We start from the raw sequence: 18,894 nt of genomic DNA on the forward strand, positions 1-18,894 counted from the left end.
CTATACTGTGTTTTTGTACAGTTGTTTTGACCGCTCATCAACTGGATGCTGGACAACCCACTATTCCACCCCTGGCGCCTCCCGAATGATCAGGTGATCCAGGTTTTCAATATTCGCGCTGAACACCCCGAACGTCTGTTCGGGGTTCTTCTTGCTGGGCACCTGTTTGAGCGTCGGCGTCACCCCGTAGAAGAAGCAATACAACGCCTGCTCACTGTCCACTGCTGCCTTGATCTGCTCCAGGAACGCTTTGCGCTTGCGGTAGTTCTCGATGAGTTTTTTACTCAGGTAAACGTTGACCGAGTAGGGCTTCTTGTCGAGCCACACTTTCTTTTCGAAGTCGATGCGAAAGCTGCTGGTGTAGTCCTTGATCGCCTTGATCCTGCCCCAGTAGATCAGGCCCTTGTTGTCTTGCAGGTATTCGATTTTCTTGAAAAACGTCCAGTAGGTTGCCGTGTGATCGCCGATCTTCAACGGCATGCGCTTGAGCTTGTCCTTGTCGTCGATATTCGACACATAACATTCCACCGGGTGGGCGAAGACGCTGGTTTTGTCCGGTGCGGCATCGCTGGTGCCGACGAGCGCACCGGGCCGGGTTGGCGATGACTGTGTTGAGTCTTGCGCAAGGTTTCCCTCAGTGCCCGCCAGCGGTTTCTTGCGTTCGTACTGACGCCGCGTCAGTACAAACTCCGATGGGAAGTTGTCCTCTCGCTCGTCGTCGTGTTCACCCGTCGCCGGCTTGTGGGTGCTGGCATAGCGGCAGCCGTCGATATGCCGGGTGCTGGTCTTGTTCTTGAAGTGCGGTGTGCGCTGATAATTGACGTTTTTGGCGTTGAAGGTACTCAGCGCATTCCCCGTGTCGAATGCCCCACGGCATTCATCGTTGGGGCACAGGAAGCGATCCTTGTCGGAGTCGAAGTCAGCGGTTTCGTCGAAATTCAGGTCTCTTACATCGTAGATCGACAGCTTGTCATCGAGACTCAGGCTGTAGGCCGTGTCGAATTTCATGGGGCTCGGGTCCGTGAGATATTTCGCTATTAATAGCGGGATCCAGCACAAATATCAGCAAGAACCTGCTACCCGTCGCCCACTCAAGAAGCACAAGGTGCCCCCGATCGCAGTCAGTGCGCCGAGGGCATAGAACATGCTGGTAGGGGCGGCGTTGATCAATAAATACCCACAGATGACCGGGCTCATTGCCCCGCCGAACGCGGCCAGGTTTTGCGCACCGTAGTAACTGCCGCGCAGCGCATCGGGGGCGATGGTATCGATAAACAGAAATTCCGACGGGTAGATGATCATCTCGCCCAAGGTGAACACAAACATCGCCAGGCACCAGGTGAGCAGGCTGTCTGCCAGGCTGAAACCAACCAGCCCGACGATGAACAGCAAGGTGCCCAGCACGATCCAGTAGCGCAGTTGTTCGCGTTTGAGAAAGCGGCCGATCTGGTACTGCATCAGAATCACGGTGATAGCGTTGCAGGCCAGCACCGCAGACAGAATCTTCAACGCGTCGGCAGGCTTGTAGGCCACCAGCAGAAATTGCGACAGATACAACGTATAGCGCCCGTGGACAATGGTGCTCAACAAGCTACCGCCGGTGAACAGGATCAGCGTGCGGTCGCTGCGTAACGTACGCAGGGTCGTGAGAAAACTCAAGGGCTTGTTGCTGTCATCCTGTTGCGTCGGCGGGATGCCGATCATCAGGAACAGGCTGCCAAACGCAATGGCACTGGCGATCAGAAAGGGCGCCAGTTGCATGTGACCGGCAATCACCACACCAAGCATCGGGCCCGTGGCGTAGCCAACGTTGGTCAGGGTGTAGCGCAGCGAAAATACCTTGGCGCGCTCCGCCACCGGCAGGTTCTCGCTGATGATGGCTTTGGAGCCGATCAGGAACAGCGCCGACGCCGCCTCGGTGATCACAAGTGTCAAGGTGGTGAGGTAGAGATTGCTGGCAAAGGTCAGCAAAAGAAAACCGATGGAGCTGGACAGCATGGCCAGGATCAACAGCTTGCGCTTTTCCAGGCGGTCGATGATGTAGCCGCCGTACAGGCCGAGCAACGTGGCGGTAAACACGGCAATGCCCATCAGCAGGCCGATGTCTTGCTGGTTGAGGCCCAGCCGGGTGCTCAACAGCAGCGCCAGCAACGGGCTGGTCATGGCACGGCTGACCACGATGGTCACCGAGCAAATCATCAGGCGACGGATTACCAAAGAGTAGGTGGGCACGGTGGGGCGAGCGTCCTTGTTATTGCTTTGAGACAACACCGGTCGAATGGGAAAACAGACCGCCTGTGGGAGCGAGCAAGCCCGCTCCCACAGTCAGGCCGGGTTACTGCCCGGCGTTGATGCTGATTTTTTCTACCGCACCTTGCTCCAGGTCCCACTTCTTCAGGATCTTGCCGTAGGTCCCGTCATCGATCATGCCCTGCAGCGCTGCACTGATCGCGCTGACCAGCTCGGTATTGCTCTTCTCGATGCCCAGCCCGGTGAACTGCTTGGAAATCGCCAGCCCCACCGGCTTGTATTTACCTTTATCCAACGACATCAGATAAGGAATCGTCTCGCTGCCCTGCATGGCCGCATCCAGGCGGTTCTGCTGCAATTGCGCCCGTGCATCCGCCGAGCCTTCGGTGCCGATCACCACGATTGCCGGCTTACCCGCCGCTTCGCAGTTTTGCTTGCTCCACGCGGCAATTTCCGACGGCCAGGTGGTACGGCGGCTGGTGCCGACTTTTTTACCGCACAGGTCAGTCAATTCCTTGAGGTCTTCACGCTTGGCCAGGGTGTACAGCTGCGGGCCGCTGGTGAAGTAGTCGATAAAGGTCACTGACTTCTGGCGTTCGGCGGTATCGCTCATGCCCGACAGCACGATGTCCACGCGTTTGGTGGTCAGGCCGCTGAGCATTTGCTCGAAGGCGGTTTCCTGCCATTTGATCTTCACGCCCAGGCGTTCGCCCAGGGCGTTGCCCAGGTCAAAGTCCAGGCCGGTGATCTTGTTGGTGGCCGGGTCCTTGAAATCCATTGGCGGGTAGTTCGGCACGATGGCCGCGCTGATCTCGCCTTTCTCCTTGATTGCCGCCGGCAATGCCGCGAAAACTGCAGTGGAGGCCATCAGGCCCGCGAGCAAGGTGGGGATAAACAATTTTTTCATGGAGGCGTTCTCGTTAGTTTTCTAGTTAAGTGCGAACGGCAGAAATAAAGCTTTGGGTACGCGGGTTTTGTGGGCTTATTAGAATGTCTTCGGGGCTGCCGGCTTCCACAATCTGGCCGGCGTCCATAAACACCATGCGGTTGGAGACTTCGCGGGCAAAGCCCAACTCATGGGTGACCACGATCATGGTCATGCCGGTGGTCGCCAGGTCGCGCATCACCGACAGCACTTCACCGACCAACTCCGGGTCGAGGGCTGATGTGGGCTCATCAAACAACATCAGCTTGGGGCGCATCGCCAGCGCACGAGCAATCGCCACACGCTGTTGCTGGCCGCCGGATAACTCCACCGGGTAGGCATTGCGTTTGTCCGCCAGGCCCACGCGCGCGAGTAACTCCAGCGCATCTTCGGTGGCTTCCTTGGGTGAACGCTTGAGGACCTGGCACGGGCCTTCGATGATGTTCTGTAACACGGTCATATGCGGGAACAAATTGAAGCGCTGGAACACCATGCCCGTCGCCAGGCGTTGGCGGGCGATCTGCGCTTCATTCATCTCATGCAGCTTGTTGCCGACCACGCGGTAACCGACTAGCTCGCCGTCGACCCACAGGCCGCCCTTGTCGATTTTTTCCAGCTGGTTGACGCAGCGCAGCAGGGTACTTTTGCCCGAGCCCGATGGGCCGATGATGCACATGACCTCGCCTTGCTCGACCTCGATGTTGATGTCACGCAGCGCGTGATACTCGTCGTAATACTTGTTCAGGTTGACGGCCTTGACGATGCTTCTCATGGGGCAAATCTCCTCAACCAGGCTTACGAACGCTTGCCGGCGCCGCGGGCAAAACGACGCTCGAGGCGGCTTTGACCAAATGAAAGAACAGTCACCACCGCCAGGTACCAGATGCCGGCCACCATCAGCAGCTCCATGACCCGCGCGTTGGCGTAGTAGATGTTTTGCGCGTTGTGCAGCAGCTCCGAGTATTGGATGACGCTGGCCAGGCTGGTCATTTTCACCATGCTGATGAACTCGTTGCCTACAGGCGGAATGATCACGCGCATGGCCTGCGGCAGAATCACCCTGCGCAGGGCCTGCAAGCTCGGCATGCCGATGGACTTGGCCGCTTCGTACTGGCCCGTGTCGACCGACAGCAAACCGGCACGCACCACCTCGGCGGTATAGGCCCCCTGGTTGATGCTGAGGCCGAGCAGGGCGGCCACAAAGGGCGTCATCAGGTCGACGGTGTCGATGCTGAACAGGCCGGGAATCGCGATCACCGGGAAAATCAACGCCAGGTTGAACCACAGCAGCAGTTGCAGAATCAGCGGCGTACCCCGGAACAGCCAGGTGTAAGTGATGGCCACGTAGCGCAGGATCGGGTTGGCCGACATGCGCATGATCGCCGTGATGACCCCGATCACCACGCCCAGCGCCATCGCCAGGATCGACATGACGATGGTATTCACCAGGCCCCACAGAATCGCCTCGGACGTGAGGAACTGGCCGATGTAGGACCATTCGATCTGGCCATTGGCGAAGGCGCGTAACAACGCGACCAACACGATCACGATCAAGGTGGCAAAAAACATCCGCCCGTAATAGCGACGCGGCACGTGCTCGTACTGCGTGATATCAAACTGGTTTTCGGACAACTTGCGCTCGGCTTCCAAGCGCTCTGCCGGGGTTTGGTTCATGGTGCTACTCCAAAACTGATCACGTTCCAACAGCTGTACAGGGTTCAAAGGTGGGAGCGGGCTTGCTCGCGAAAGCGCCCGCCCGAACAGCACAAAATTCCCAGTGATCGTTCCCACGCTCTGCGTGGGAATGCATCCCGTGACGCTCCGCGTCACCCTTGCGCATGAACGGGACGCAGAGCGTCCGGGGCGGCATTCCCACGCAGAGCATGGGAACGATCGTCACAGGTGTGGGTTAAATTCGAAATCCGGTGTAGCTGTCAGCCCATTTTTGTTGAGCGGCCAACGATACCTTCAACCGCTCAATCTGCTCTTTAACCCGTTCCGGCGCCGTCCCACCCCACCCATTGCGCGCCGCAATCGCCGCTTCCAGTGTCAGGCAGTCGCGCACCTGCGGCGTCAACCGCGCATCCACCTCAGCCAGCAGCGCCGGCGAGGCTTCCCACAACTCAATCTCATGCTTCTCACAGGCTTGTACCAACGCGCCGGTAATCTCATGCGCCTCCTTGAACGGCACACCCCGCGTGGCCAACCAATCCGCCACCTCCGTCGCCAGGGTGAAACCCATCGGCGCCTGCCGCCGCAGCTCTTGCACCTGCACCTGCATGGTCGCGACCATACCGGCCAGCGCCGGCAGCACCAGCAGCAGGGTGTCGACGCTGTCGAGCACACTGTGTTTGTCTTCACTCAAATCGCGGTTGTAGGACAGCGGCAAGGATTTGAGCGTCGACATCAACCCGGTCAGGTTGCCAATCAATCGCCCGGCCTTGCCCCGCGCCAATTCGGCAATGTCCGGGTTCTTTTTCTGCGGCATGATCGAGCTGCCAGTGGCGTAGGCATCATCCAAGACCACCCAGCGGAACTGGCGCGAAGACCACAGGCAAAACTCCTCCGACAGCCGCGAAATATTCACCCCGAGCATGCCCGCCACAAACAGAAACTCCGCCACATGGTCACGGCTTGCTACGGCGTCGATAGAGTTTTCGCACGGCCCGGTGTAGCCCATTTCCTTGGCCGATTGTTCCGGCTGACGCGCAATCGCCGAACCGGCCATGGCCGCTGCACCGAGGGGCGACAACGCCGTACGCGCATCCCAATCGATCAACCGTTGCACATCGCGCAGCATTGACTGGGCGTGGGCCAACAAGTGATGGGCGAACACAATCGGTTGCGCCTGCTGCAAGTGCGTGAAGCCCGGGCAGATGCTCTCAACATGCTGCTCGGCCTGTTGCACCAGCGCCTGTTGCAAAGCCAGCACTTGAGTGGCGATGGTGCGCACATGGTCGCGCAGGAAAAGGCGCAGATCATTGGCCGTCTGATCGTTACGCGAGCGCCCGGCACGCAGCTTGCCGCCCAGGGCGCCGAGGCGCTCGGTCAGTACGCGTTCGATGAAGGTGTGCACGTCCTCGTCATCCAGGGTTGGATGCAGGTTGCCGGCGGCGAAATCTGCGCCGATGCCGTCCAAGGCTTGCAGGGTACGCAAGGTTTCCGACTCATCCAGCAAACCGGCGCGCTGTAACTCACGGGCATGGGCACGGGAGCCGGCCAGGTCATAGGGCGTGAGGCGAAAATAGCGCTCTGGGCAACGCGACAACGCGGCCAATGCCGCAGACGGACCGGTCTTGAAACGAGCGCCCCAAAGGCGGTCGGTGGGCTGGGACATGGAGGTTCCTCACGCTTGTTTTTAGAAGAGTCGGAGGCAGTAAAAATAAATTTCTAACGGCGTAGAACCGGCGTCTGACGCGCCGTATTCAAGGTTGCCAAGGGCGGATGTTTATGTTCATTATCGCCGCCTGGCTATATTCAAGGATTGGGTTCAAGCCTGTTGAATATGGCACTAGAGGTCAACGCGTATTATGGAAACCCCACTTTCCACTTCTGGAAACCTGCCACCCAAACCCGGCGCAAGACCGCCGCTGCAATTGAGCGGGCTGGACTTCAAGTTGCTGCGGGTATTCATGGCTGTGGTCGAGGCCGGCGGTTTCAGCGCCGCGCAAAACGAGCTGAATGTGGGCTTGGCAGCTATCAGCAAACAGATTTCCGACTTGGAAATCCGCATTGGCATGCGCCTGTGCACCCGGGGCAGGGAAGGCTTCGGGCTGACCGAAGAAGGCAAGTTGGTGTATCAAGCTTCCATCGAGTTATTTACCTCGGTCGACAGTTTTCGCGACAAGCTTAGTTCAGCGCAAAATGAACTGATCGGCGACCTTAGTGTGGGCGTTATTGATAACACCGTATCGGACGTTAATTCACCGCTTATTGCGGCCCTGGGAAAATTACATAGTGAGTCGCCCAAGATTCGATTACGCCTGCACGCCTCACAACTGGATGAAGTTGAGCGCGGCGTAGTGGAAGGGCGCCTGGTTGCCGGCATCGTCCCGGTCTACCAACGCCGCGAGGAATTCGACTACTTCCCGCTGTACGAAGAAAAGGCCCACGCCTACTGCGCAACAGGGCATCCACTCTTCAATGCGAGCGATATCACGCCCGAAGTCTTGCGCCAATACGAAGTGGTGAACCATCGGTATGCGATCCATCGCGACAAGGCCAACTTCGTCAACTACGACAGCCAGTCAGCCTCGGCCTCCCAGGTTGAAGCCGTGGCCATCCTGATCCTTACCGGCCGCTTCCTCGGCTTCCTGCCGGAACACTACGCAACGCCGCTAGTGAGAGAAGGCCGCCTGCGCGTACTGTGCTCGGAGCAGGTCCACCTGAGCACGGCATTCAACCTCATCCTGCGCCACAACGCACCGCGCAGCCCCATGGTAAAAGCCTTCGCCACAGCCCTGGGCGTAGACCTGAAAGCCGCGACATAAATACCTGCCGACCACAAATCATCGGATTGGCAAAGATCAAATGTGGGAGCTGTCGAGCCCCAGCGAGGCTGCGAAGGGATCGACGCGATTTCCCTGTCGAGCCCATAAACCCGTATCGCCTCGACTCGTAGCAGCCCATGCTAGTGCGATAACGCTGGCATTCTTCGGATGTTTGCCAGATAGCTTTGAAATAGAGCATTCTCGAATCATCATTCTTCCCAGTCTTTCCTTACCCAGAGAGGTGTTCTCTATGTCTTCTGGAACCGTCTTTACTAACAACCGTACGCAAAATATTCGCATCCCTGCCGACATGCGTTTTCCTGCGGGAGTGAAGACCGTGGAGGTCCGTGCTGTGGGAAGAGAGCTGATCATTTCGCCTGTTGAAAACACTTGGGACAGCTTTTTTCTTGCCAGTGAATCGGTATCTGAAGATTTCATGGAGGAACGTGCCGATCAAACCCAGCAAGAACGAGAGTCTTTTGATGATTAGTACGTGCTTGATACCAACATCGTGATCTACATCATCAAGCGTCGTCCGATCGAAATATTGGAAAAATTCAATGCCAATGTTGGGCGTATGGTGATCTCTCTTTCATCACCCTGCTGAGCTGATGCATGGCGCAGAAAAGAGTCAGTTCGTAGAAAAAAATACGCGAGCCGTGGAAGACTTCTCTTCCCGGCTCAATGTCTTTAGCTACGACGACAAGGCCGCTTTTCACTACGGCTCGATACGTTCAGATCTGGAGAAAAAGGGCACGCCTATCGGCGTCAATGACCTACACATTGCCGGGCACGCTAGAAGCTCAGGCTTGGTCTTGGTTACTAACAATGAAGGTGAGTTCAAGCGCGTAAATGGCTTGATTGTGGAAAACTGGTTAGGCGTCTAGTGCAGACTTCCTGCCAACCCCACCCACGTCATCACTGCAACCGATCCCGCTTTTTCTTCTTCGCATGAAAATGCCGAAAATGCGCATCCTGCGCCGCTGCCAACAACTCCCGATCCCCTCGCGTATCGCCCCAGGCCCGCAGCCGGTATTCCCCCAGGTCGCCATACACCGCCTCAAGCCGCAGCACTTTGTTCTCACAGCGGCAGTTATTCCCGGTGAGCTTGCCGGTCAATACGCCATCAACCACCTCAAGCTCAGTGCCAATCAACTTGATCCCCAGCCGATTCGCAAACGGCTGCAACACCAACGCCGGCGACGCAGAACACAGCGTCACCACGGCCCCCGAGTTCACCTCATCGGCCACCGACTGCAAGCCCTTGGGGCGCATCAACTTGCTCCAATAGCGCTGGCAATACGCCTCGGCCTGCTGCTGAACCCACGCCTTCTCCACCCCGGTCATAAAGGTGCGAATCAGTTGTGCCTTCAACTCATCCCGGCTGATCTGCCGCACCAAAAAGCGCAGCCCCGGCACCGCCAGCTTGACCATCCGGCCATAGAACTCACCGGGGCCAAAGGCGAACTTGAGGAAGGGCACAAAACTGTCGTGGTGGGTCAGCGTGCCGTCGAAGTCAAAGACGGAAAGTACTTTGGCGTCAGCGGGGCCGGCTTCGAGCATGTCTGGGTTCACGGGTAGGCCTCGGTCCTATCTAAATGTTTAAGCGTGCATCAGGTGTGACAGCAGGAGTCTACTCCCGTGCCAATCTTCCGATCTTGGCGTAAAGCCCTTCGGTAAAAGCCTCCCGATCACTCGACCGGTGACAACGCTGATGGCAATTGGGGCATAAGGCTACAGCATTGGTGATGCGATCCGAACCCTTCTGGGCGAGGTGCTTGATGTGATGTGCTTCAAGAGATGGCGATTCAACGCCAACTTTGAGTTCACTAGAAATTAAAAAGCCCTGAACGAGTCAGGGCTTTTTGATACTGCCTGGCTTCGGGAGAATCAGTCCCAGCTCAGCGCGCCGCCGGTCTGGTACTCGATCACCCGAGTCTCGAAGAAATTCTTCTCTTTCTTCAAGTCCATGATCTCGCTCATCCACGGGAACGGGTTGGTAGTGCCTGGATACTCTTCCTTAAGACCAATCTGCGACAAGCGACGGTTAGCGATGAACTTCAAATAGTCTTCCATCATCGCCGCGTTCATCCCCAGCACGCCGCGAGGCATGGTGTCGCGAGCGTATTCGATCTCCAGCTGCGTCCCTTGCAGGATCATCTGGGTCGCTTCTTCCTTCATCTCGGCATCCCACAGGTGTGGGTTTTCGATTTTGATCTGGTTGATCACGTCGATACCGAAGTTCAGATGCATCGACTCGTCGCGCAGGATGTACTGGAACTGCTCGGCGACGCCGGTCATTTTGTTGCGGCGGCCCATGGACAGGATCTGGGTGAAGCCGCAGTAGAAGAAGATGCCTTCCAGCACGCAGTAGTAGGCGACCAGGTTGCGCAGCAGTTCCTTGTCGGTCTCGACGGTACCGGTTTCGAACTTCGGATCGGAGATCGAACGGGTGTATTTCAGGCCCCAGGCGGCTTTTTTGGCGACCGATGGGATCTCGTGGTACATGTTGAAGATCTCGCCTTCATCCATGGCCAGCGATTCGATGCAGTACTGGTAGGCGTGGGTGTGGATCGCTTCTTCGAAAGCCTGGCGCAGGATGTACTGGCGGCACTCCGGGTTGGTGATCAGGCGGTACACGGCCAGGACCAGGTTGTTGGCGACCAGCGAGTCGGCGGTGGAGAAGAAGCCGAGGTTGCGCATGACGATGCGGCGTTCGTCGTCGGTCAGGCCCTCGGGGTTTTTCCACAGGGCGATGTCGGCGGTCATGTTGACCTCTTGCGGCATCCAGTGGTTGGCGCAGCCGTCGAGGTACTTCTGCCAGGCCCAGTCGTACTTGAAAGGCACGAGCTGGTTGAGGTCGGCGCGGCAGTTGATCATGCGTTTTTCGTCAACGGCGACGCGGGCGGAGGCGCCTTCGAGTTCGGCGAGGCCTTCGGCGATGTCGAGTTTGTCGAGGGCGGCCTTGGCGCGCACGATGGCGGCGGAGTCACTGGCGGTGACGGCGCGGGCTTCAACCGCGGCGGCAGCGCCGGCGCCGTCGAGGCGGTCCATGTTGGCTTCGGTGGCGTGGCCGGCGTTGGCGCCTTTGGCGGCGACTTCGCCGTCTTCTTCTTTATCGAATTCGTCCCAGCTCAGCATGACGTGTCGTCTCCTGCGTGAGGGCTCAAAGTGCCCGTGTGAAACCGGATGGTTGGGTGTTCACACGGCCCAGAGGCCGCGGTGGATCTTAAGGAATCGTTTGTTGCAGCTAGCGCACGCATTAAACGCAATCAGGTGTTCGGGTGCTCTGCGTGAGGCTTGAGGCGTGGAGCGACAGATGCTTGCTCCAGGGGAGGCCTCAGGTCTGGCTCTTCATCCCTGTGTAAAGGGATATTGCAGGCCCGATTTACCCGCGCATTATAGGGAAAAATTCGGCTTTGTGTTGCGGCGGATGGTCACTTGGGGGCACCAAAATGCCGTGGTCTGCGGCCAAAGCGTGTGTTTGCAAGGCTTTGCCGGGATTGGATTTTTTTGACGGGCGGTGAGGGGATTTTGTAAGCGGGGGCAGGTAGGGCAGGGTAGGGCTTTGTAAGGTGGGTGTGGCGGCTCAGGTCATCGGGAGCAAGTCCCCTCCCACAGGTTGATGGTGGTGCGGCAGCGATGGGTTCTTGGCCGCAAGAATGATTTCTTGCGGCGACCAAGATCCGGGATTGAATCTAATTAAAGAAGTTATTACCCGTTAGAGCAGCCGTTACCCATGACTTGATAGTTCAGAATATGCCGTTGACCTTGCGAGTCTTCATATTCCATTTTTACCGGTACAACTTCACAGACTTCCGGGATATTGCTCATGGACAATACTTTTGCCACGTCCAAGTGGGTGCTGTAGGTGTAATCCTCAACAATGGGAGCATTCTGGCTGGCCAGTTCTGTCGGGGCCTCGTCGGCGAGGGCGGCGGTGGCGAACAAGCTGCTGAGAGCCATGACTGCGAACACTTTCATTTCTTCATTTACCTTCTTCAGGGCGAAAGGGGTCACGGGGCCCTTGTGAGGCCGCGTGTGTAACTTAAAAGTTGGAAGTTCGGATTAACGTTGCCTTCGTGGGGGCTGTTGCGTTGTTAATCACTGCTGTGTCGAGCACAGCGCCTTGGTTGGCGAAGTTGATTTTAGGCTTGCGGGTTATATTCATATACCCGTGGTTTTGATAAACACTTTTGGCGGTTTTTGTAACAATCCCGTGGTAAAGGTTTTTTCACAAACCGTGAAAGCGCCGCAGGGCGCGGGCCAGAGCGGCAAATCGGCATATCAGGGCAATTTGTAGGGGCTTGTTACTACCATCGTCGAATGGTTCTATAGACCGGCCCCGGCTAAAACAGGGGCCATACAAAAACAACGATTGTCACCGAGGTAAGAAAGATGAGTGCGGCTTCCCTGTACCCCGTTCGCCCCGAAGTAGCAGCCAATACGCTGACCGACGAGGCGACCTACAAGGCCATGTACCAGCAGTCGGTGGTCAACCCCGATGGCTTCTGGCGCGAGCAAGCCAAACGTCTTGACTGGGTCAAGCCTTTCACCGCGGTGAAGCAGACCTCTTTCGACGACCACCATGTCGACATCAAATGGTTTGCCGATGGCACCCTGAACGTTTCCTACAACTGCCTGGACCGTCACCTTGCCGAGCGTGGCGACCAGGCAGCGATCATCTGGGAGGGCGATGACCCTTCCGAGAGCCGCACCATCACCTACCGCGAGCTGCATGAACAAGTCTGCAAGTTCGCCAACGCCCTGCGCGGCCAGGATGTACACCGCGGCGACGTGGTGACTATCTATATGCCAATGATCCCCGAGGCCGTGGTCGCCATGCTGGCGTGTACCCGCATCGGTGCGATTCACTCGGTGGTCTTCGGCGGTTTCTCCCCGGAAGCCCTGGCCGGTCGCATTATCGACTGTCGCTCGAAGGTGGTGATCACTGCCGACGAAGGCATTCGTGCCGGTAAGAAGATTCCGCTGAAGGCCAACGTCGACGACGCCCTGACCAACCCGGAAACCAACAGTATCCAGAAGGTCATCGTGTGCAAGCGCACCAATGGCGCGATCAAGTGGAACCAGCATCGCGACATCTGGTACGAAGACCTGATGAAAGTGGCCGGCACCGTGTGTGCGCCCAAGGAGATGGGTGCCGAAGAAGCGCTGTTCATCCTCTACACCTCGGGTTCCACCGGCAAGCCGAAGGGCGTGCAGCACACCACGGGTGGCTACCTGCTCTACGCCGCCCTGACCCACGAGCGCGTGTTCGACTACCGCCCGGGTGAAATCTACTGGTGCACCGCCGACGTCGGCTGGGTCACTGGCCACACGTATATTGTCTATGGCCCGCTGGCCAATGGCGCGACCACCTTGCTGTTCGAAGGCGTGCCGAACTACCCGGACATTACCCGGGTGGGCAAGATCGTCGACAAGCACAAGGTCAACATCCTTTACACCGCGCCGACCGCAATCCGCGCCATGATGGCCTCCGGCACCGCGGCCTGCGAAGGCGTCGATGGCAGCAGCCTGCGCCTGCTCGGTTCGGTGGGGGAGCCGATCAACCCTGAAGCGTGGGACTGGTACTACAAGAACGTCGGCCAATCCCGTTGCCCGATTGTCGATACCTGGTGGCAAACCGAGACCGGCGCCACCCTGATGAGCCCGCTGCCGGGTGCCCACGCGCTCAAGCCGGGTTCGGCGGCGCGTCCGTTCTTTGGTGTGGTGCCGGCGTTGGTGGATAACCTGGGCAACATCATCGAGGGGGCTGCCGAAGGCAACCTGGTGATCCTCGATTCGTGGCCAGGCCAGGCGCGTACGCTGTACGGCGACCATGACCGTTTTGTCGACACCTATTTCAAGACCTTCCGTGGCATGTACTTCACCGGCGACGGCGCTCGTCGCGATGAAGACGGCTACTGGTGGATCACCGGACGTGTGGATGACGTGTTGAACGTGTCCGGCCACCGCATGGGCACCGCCGAGATCGAAAGCGCCATGGTTGCCCACCCTAAAGTTGCGGAAGCGGCGGTAGTGGGTGTGCCCCATGACATCAAGGGGCAGGGCATCTACGTGTATGTCACTCTCAAGAATGGCGAAGAGCCGACTGAAGCGCTGCGCCTGGAGCTGAAAAACTGGGTGCGCAAGGAGATCGGCCCGATTGCATCGCCGGATGTGATCCAGTGGGCGCCAGGCTTGCCGAAGACGCGTTCAGGCAAAATCATGCGCCGTATCCTGCGCAAGATCGCCACGGCGGAGTATGACGGGCTGGGCGATATCTCCACGCTGGCGGACCCAGGCGTGGTGGCGCATTTGATTGAAACCCACAAGACCATGAACGCCGCGTAAGGCGAGGCGGGTTGGACAAAGCCCCATTCGGTGTGAGCCGAGTGGGGCTTTTTACATGGGTGATCGTTCCCACGCTCTGCGTAGGAATGCAGCCCTGGACGCTCCGCGTCTGCTCTTGAGGGCGTGACGCGGAGCGTCACAGGAGGCATTCCCACGCGGAGCGTGGGAACGATCGGGTGGAGTTCAATAAATATCGGTTTCTTTCGTAGGACGTTTCTGAATGTTACCGTCGCACCTGGATGTGTAACCTGCCGCCCAAACCTGGGGCAATGTGCTACGCCAATGCCCCGAAAAACCGCGTTTTAGACACCCCAGGAAATAAGATTAAACGCCAGACTTGCCGTGCTAGAAGGGTTTGCGAATAATAGGCCCGCAACTTGCAGCATCAACAGGTTTAATATCTTTTGTCTCTGCATAAAAAACAGAGGCTGTCAATGTGCTGGAACCGCTTTCTCGGTGCTTCTGTAAATTGTTGTCGCATTGAGGAAATATCGGCTTCCGGCCTGTCGTTAGAATGCCGATCACTCGCTCGTCGTCGCAGGTTTACACCGCGTAGGGCGCAGCACCGCTATTCGGTTTCACTTAAGTCGCATCGTGGGCCCTGGCTCATACTGCTTTTTGCCCTATACCGATGGAGTCCCAAGATGAAGAAACTTGTGCTGTTGGGCGCCCTGGCGCTGTCCGTGCTGTCCATGCAGGCCTTCGCTGATGAAAAGCCCCTGAAGATTGGTATCGAAGCGGCTTACCCTCCGTTTGCCTCGAAGGCGCCGGATGGCAACATCGTGGGTTTTGACTACGACATCGGCAACGCCCTGTGCGAAGAGATGAAGGTCAAGTGCGTGTGGGTCGAGCAAGAGTTCGATGGCCTGATCCCGGCGTTGAAAGTGCGCAAGATCGACGCGATCCTGTCGTCCATGTCCATCACTGACGACCGCAAGAAGTCCGTGGACTTTACCAACCGCTACTACCTGAGCCCAGCGCAGCTGGTGATGAAGGAAGGCACCACGGTCAGCGACAGCCTGGATGAATTGAAAGGCAAGAAAATCGGCGTGCAACGCGGTTCGATCCACGATCGCTTCGCCAAGGAAGTCCTGGCCCCTAAAGGCGCCACGGTTGTGCCTTACAGCTCGCAGAACGAAATCTACCTGGACGTGGAAGCAGGTCGCCTCGATGGCACCGTGGCTGACGCCACCCTGCTGCAGGACGGCTTCCTGAAAACCCCGGCCGGTAAAGGCTACGCGTTCGTAGGCCCACAGTTCACCGACGCCAAGTACTTCGGCGACGGCATCGGCATCGCTGTACGCAAAGGCGACAAGGCCGAGCTGGACAAGATCAACGCGGCCATCGCAGCGATCCGTGCCAACGGCGAATACAAGAAAATCCAGGACAAATACTTCGACTTCGATATTTACGGCGCTGACCCTAAATAACTCGTCGCAGCTGTCTGTCCAGAATGGCGCAAGCAACAGAATTCCTGCGGTTTGCGCCATTTTTTCATCCCCCTTTTCGAGGACCTGAATCATGTTGAAAGGCTACGGGGCCGTCATCCTCGATGGCGCATGGTTGACGCTTCAGCTCGCCTTGTCGTCCATGGCCTTGGCCATTGTTTTGGGTCTGATCGGGGTCGCGTTGCGCCTGTCGCCGGTGCGCTGGTTGGCCTGGCTGGGTGACTTGTACTCTACGGTCATCCGTGGGATTCCCGACCTGGTGCTGATCCTGCTGATTTTCTACGGCGGTCAGGACCTGCTTAACCGCGTCGCGCCGATGCTCGGCTACGACGACTATATTGACTTGAACCCCTTGGCGGCCGGTATCGGCACCCTGGGCTTCATCTTTGGCGCCTACCTGTCGGAAACCTTCCGCGGTGCCTTCATGGCCATTCCCAAGGGGCAGGCCGAGGCCGGTCTGGCGTATGGCATGAGCAGCTTCCAGGTGTTTTTCCGGGTGATGGTGCCGCAGATGATCCGGCTGGCGATCCCCGGCTTCACCAACAACTGGCTGGTACTCACCAAGGCCACTGCGCTGATTTCGGTGGTGGGCCTGCAAGACATGATGTTCAAGGCCAAGCAGGCGGCAGACGCCACCCGCGAACCTTTTACCTTCTTCCTCGCAGTGGCGGCGATGTACCTGGTGATCACCAGCGTGTCGTTGCTGGCCTTGCGTCATCTTGAGAAGCGCTACTCGGTAGGCGTAAGGGCGGCTGATCTATGATCTTCGACTACAACGTCATCTGGGAGGCCATGCCGCTGTACCTCGGCGGTTTGGTCACCACCCTGAAATTGCTCGCCATCTCGCTGTTTTTCGGCCTGCTCGCCGCCTTGCCGCTGGGCTTGATGCGGGTGTCCAAGCAGCCGATCGTCAACGGCGCGGCGTGGCTCTACACCTATGTCATTCGCGGCACGCCCATGCTGGTGCAGCTGTTCCTGATCTACTACGGTCTGGCGCAGTTCGACGCCGTACGCGAAAGCTTCCTCTGGCCGCTGCTGTCCAGCGCCACGTTCTGCGCGTGCCTGGCGTTTGCGATCAACACCAGCGCCTACACTGCCGAAATCATCGCTGGCAGCCTCAAGGCCACGCCCAATGGCGAGATCGAAGCGGCCAAGGCCATGGGCATGTCGCGCTCTAAACTGTACCGCCGCATCCTGCTGCCGTCGGCCCTGCGTCGTGCACTGCCGCAGTACAGCAACGAAGTGATCATGATGCTGCAGACCACCAGCCTTGCGTCCATCGTCACGCTGATCGACATCACCGGTGCCGCGCGCACGGTGAACGCCCAATTCTACCTGCCGTTCGAAGCCTATATCACGGCCGGCGCGTTCTACCTGTGCCTGACCTTCATCCTGGTGCGCCTGTTCAAGTTGGCCGAGCGCCGCTGGCTGAGCTACCTGGCTCCAAGGAAGCATTGAGATGGAACGTATCGATCACCTGTTGCCCTGGGGTCACCTGGGTTGCGAGCGCCAACTGAGCGTCTTTCGTTTCGGCAGCGGCGAGCGCAAGGCGTATATCCAGGCCAGCCTGCACGCCGACGAGTTGCCGGGGATGCGCGCCGCCTGGGAGCTGAAAAAGCGTCTCATCGAACTGGAGCGCCAGGGCGCCCTCAACGGTGTGATCGAGCTGGTGCCGGTGGCCAACCCGATGGGCCTGGGGCAACTGTTGCAAGGTGCTCACCAGGGCCGTTTCGAGGTGGGCAGCGGCAAGAATTTCAACCGCGATTTCGTCGAGTTGAGCGAGCCGGTCGCCGCGTTGCTCGCCGGCAAGCTGGGCGATGACCCCCACGCCAATGTGCGCATGATTCGCCAGGCGATGACCGATGCACTCGACGCCCTGCCGGTGCCGAGCAGCCAGCTGCAAGGCATGCAGCGCGTCTTGCTCAGCCATGCCTGCACCGCCGATGTGGTCCTGGACCTGCACTGCGATGCGCAGGCGGCGTTGCACATGTATGCGCTGCCCCAGCACTGGCCGCAGTGGCGTTCGTTGTCGGCGCACTTGAATGTGAAAGTCGGCCTGCTGGCCGAGGATGCCGGCGGCAGCTCGTTTGATGAAGCCTGTTCGCTGCCGTGGCTGCGCCTGTCCCGCTTGTTCCCTGAGGCGCAGATCCCGCTGGCGTGCCTGGCGACGACGCTGGAGCTGGGCGGCCAGGCCGATACCGGCCGTGACGAAGCCATCTTCCACGCTGAAGGCATCCTCGCGTTTCTCGCTGAACAGGGCCTGATCAAGGGGCAATGGCCCGCGCCACAGTACGAACCGTGCGAAGGCGTGCCTTTCGAAGGTACCGAGTTGTTGTTTGCACCCCACGCCGGGGTGATCAGTTACCTGCGTCAAGCCGGCGACTGGGTGGAAACCGGCGAACCGATTTTTGAAGTGATTGATCCCCTGACCGACCGCGTGAGTATTGTTTGCGCGGGCACGTCCGGGGTGTTGTTTGCCGTTGAACGGCTACGTTATGCCCAAGCGGGTTTCTGGCTGGCCAAGGTGGCGGGGCGCGAAGCGCTGCGTCACGGGCGCTTGCTCAACGACTGACCACCTGTTTTTGTGAGAACCGACCGCATGTACAAACTTGAAGTCCAAGACCTGCATAAACGCTATGGCAGTCATGAAGTGCTCAAAGGTGTATCCCTGGCCGCCGCGGCCGGTGATGTGATCAGCATCATCGGTTCCAGTGGTTCGGGCAAAAGTACCTTTTTGCGCTGCATCAACCTGCTCGAGCAACCCCACGCGGGCAAGATCCTGCTCAACAACGAAGAGCTGAAGCTGGTCGCCGGCAAGGACGGCGCCATGAAAGCCGCCGACCCCAAGCAACTGCAACGCATGCGTTCGCGCCTGTCCATGGTGTTCCAGCATTTCAACCTGTGGTCGCACATGACCGCCATTGAAAACGTGATGGAAGCGCCAGTGCACGTGCTGGGTGTGTCGAAGAAAGAAGCGCGTGAAAAGGCCGAGCACTACCTGGCCAAGGTGGGTGTGGGCCATCGCAAGGATGCATTCCCCGGCCACATGTCCGGTGGCGAGCAGCAGCGCGTGGCGATTGCCCGTGCGCTGGCGATGGAGCCGGAGGTGATGTTGTTTGACGAGCCGACGTCGGCGCTTGACCCGGAACTGGTCGGCGAAGTGCTCAAGGTGATGCAGGACCTGGCCCAGGAAGGCCGCACCATGGTGGTGGTGACTCACGAAATGGGCTTTGCTCGTGAAGTGTCGAACCAGTTGGTGTTCCTGCACAAAGGCATCGTCGAAGAATGCGGCAACCCGCGTGAGGTGTTGGTCAATCCGCAGTCGGAGCGTTTGCAGCAGTTCCTGTCCGGCAGCTTGAAATAGTTACCCTGTGGGAGGGGGCTTGCTCCCGATGGCGGTAAATCAGATACCAATCTGTTGGCTGAC

At 58.5% G+C, this 18,894-nt stretch carries 17 protein-coding genes and 2 pseudogenes; 9 read left to right on the forward strand and 10 right to left on the reverse strand.

Translation table 11 applies throughout. The annotated features are described in order from the left end of the window. Positions 1-60: 60 nt before the first annotated feature. The 6 genes from ACQRBV_RS14340 to argH form a co-directional block, all read right to left on the reverse strand. Positions 61-1,008, reverse strand: a complete 948-nt coding sequence (locus ACQRBV_RS14340) for a hypothetical protein (protein ID WP_411985859.1) — start codon at positions 1,006-1,008, stop codon at positions 61-63. Positions 1,009-1,062: 54 nt separating this feature from the next. After that, positions 1,063-2,232, reverse strand: a complete 1,170-nt coding sequence (locus ACQRBV_RS14345; RefSeq protein ID WP_090369034.1) for an MFS transporter — start codon at positions 2,230-2,232, stop codon at positions 1,063-1,065. Between the two features lie 103 nt (positions 2,233-2,335). Next, positions 2,336-3,157, reverse strand: coding sequence for an ABC transporter substrate-binding protein (locus tag ACQRBV_RS14350; RefSeq protein ID WP_090369036.1), 822 nt, complete (start codon positions 3,155-3,157; stop codon positions 2,336-2,338). 25 nt (positions 3,158-3,182) lie between these two features. Beyond that, the gene (locus ACQRBV_RS14355; protein ID WP_090369037.1) at positions 3,183-3,947 is read right to left on the reverse strand and encodes an amino acid ABC transporter ATP-binding protein; all 765 of its coding nucleotides are present in this window, start codon (positions 3,945-3,947) and stop codon (positions 3,183-3,185) included. A 23-nt stretch (positions 3,948-3,970) separates the two neighbouring features. After that, positions 3,971-4,849: an amino acid ABC transporter permease gene (locus tag ACQRBV_RS14360; RefSeq protein ID WP_060757244.1), complete on the reverse strand. Its 879-nt coding sequence runs from the start codon at positions 4,847-4,849 to the stop codon at positions 3,971-3,973. A 235-nt stretch (positions 4,850-5,084) separates the two neighbouring features. Next, a complete protein-coding gene (gene argH / locus ACQRBV_RS14365; protein ID WP_090369040.1) occupies positions 5,085-6,512 on the reverse strand; it encodes an argininosuccinate lyase in 1,428 nt (475 codons plus the stop codon). 193 nt (positions 6,513-6,705) lie between these two features. On the opposite strand from argH, the gene ACQRBV_RS14370 reads away from it, so the two are divergent. From ACQRBV_RS14370 to vapC, 3 genes and pseudogenes are all read left to right on the forward strand, one after another. Next, positions 6,706-7,665, forward strand: a complete 960-nt coding sequence (locus ACQRBV_RS14370) for a LysR family transcriptional regulator (protein WP_205344752.1) — start codon at positions 6,706-6,708, stop codon at positions 7,663-7,665. Between the two features lie 250 nt (positions 7,666-7,915). After that, positions 7,916-8,155 (forward strand): type II toxin-antitoxin system VapB family antitoxin, encoded by a 240-nt coding sequence (gene vapB, locus ACQRBV_RS14375; RefSeq protein WP_104994612.1) that lies wholly within the window; start codon positions 7,916-7,918, stop codon positions 8,153-8,155. Positions 8,156-8,158: 3 nt separating this feature from the next. Next, positions 8,159-8,552 (forward strand): annotated as a pseudogene (gene vapC / locus ACQRBV_RS14380) (type II toxin-antitoxin system tRNA(fMet)-specific endonuclease VapC). 31 nt (positions 8,553-8,583) lie between these two features. On the opposite strand, the gene ACQRBV_RS14385 reads toward vapC, so the two are convergent. The 4 genes and pseudogenes from ACQRBV_RS14385 to ACQRBV_RS14400 form a co-directional block, all read right to left on the reverse strand. Further along, positions 8,584-9,228 carry an HAD-IB family hydrolase gene (locus ACQRBV_RS14385; RefSeq protein WP_060757249.1) on the reverse strand — a complete coding sequence of 215 codons (645 nt, stop codon included), beginning with the start codon at positions 9,226-9,228 and terminating at the stop codon, positions 8,584-8,586. 70 nt (positions 9,229-9,298) lie between these two features. Then, positions 9,299-9,469 (reverse strand): annotated as a pseudogene (locus ACQRBV_RS14390) (HNH endonuclease); the annotation flags it as partial. An 86-nt stretch (positions 9,470-9,555) separates the two neighbouring features. Continuing rightward, a complete protein-coding gene (locus ACQRBV_RS14395; RefSeq protein WP_090369047.1) occupies positions 9,556-10,806 on the reverse strand; it encodes a ribonucleotide-diphosphate reductase subunit beta in 1,251 nt (416 codons plus the stop codon). A 573-nt stretch (positions 10,807-11,379) separates the two neighbouring features. Continuing rightward, entirely contained in the window at positions 11,380-11,649 is a 270-nt protein-coding gene (locus ACQRBV_RS14400) for a DUF2790 domain-containing protein (protein WP_060757313.1), read from the reverse strand. 414 nt (positions 11,650-12,063) lie between these two features. Here ACQRBV_RS14400 and acs point away from each other — a divergent pair, with 414 nt between their 5' ends. The 6 genes from acs to ACQRBV_RS14430 all read left to right on the forward strand — a co-directional run bounded on the left by acs (position 12,064) and on the right by ACQRBV_RS14430 (position 18,831). Next, positions 12,064-14,019, forward strand: coding sequence for an acetate--CoA ligase (gene acs / locus ACQRBV_RS14405; RefSeq protein WP_060757314.1), 1,956 nt, complete (start codon positions 12,064-12,066; stop codon positions 14,017-14,019). A gap of 644 nt (positions 14,020-14,663) precedes the next feature. Next, on the forward strand, positions 14,664-15,449 hold the full coding sequence (locus tag ACQRBV_RS14410; protein ID WP_060757315.1) for an ABC transporter substrate-binding protein: 786 nt from the start codon (positions 14,664-14,666) through the stop codon (positions 15,447-15,449). A 91-nt stretch (positions 15,450-15,540) separates the two neighbouring features. Then, a complete protein-coding gene (locus tag ACQRBV_RS14415; protein ID WP_010208305.1) occupies positions 15,541-16,230 on the forward strand; it encodes an ABC transporter permease in 690 nt (229 codons plus the stop codon). After that, positions 16,227-16,925, forward strand: coding sequence for an ABC transporter permease (locus ACQRBV_RS14420; protein WP_161550355.1), 699 nt, complete (start codon positions 16,227-16,229; stop codon positions 16,923-16,925). The genes ACQRBV_RS14415 and ACQRBV_RS14420 overlap by 4 nt, the downstream gene beginning before the upstream one ends. Position 16,926: 1 nt before the next feature. Next, positions 16,927-18,039, forward strand: a complete 1,113-nt coding sequence (locus ACQRBV_RS14425; protein ID WP_411985860.1) for a succinylglutamate desuccinylase/aspartoacylase family protein — start codon at positions 16,927-16,929, stop codon at positions 18,037-18,039. Positions 18,040-18,066: 27 nt separating this feature from the next. Beyond that, entirely contained in the window at positions 18,067-18,831 is a 765-nt protein-coding gene (locus ACQRBV_RS14430) for an ABC transporter ATP-binding protein (RefSeq protein WP_060757318.1), read from the forward strand. Positions 18,832-18,894: the final 63 nt, after the last annotated feature.

It is taken from the genome of Pseudomonas sp. R11F, assembly GCF_050312575.1.
In the GTDB taxonomy this organism is placed as follows: Bacteria; Pseudomonadota; Gammaproteobacteria; order Pseudomonadales; family Pseudomonadaceae; genus Aquipseudomonas; species Aquipseudomonas palleroniana.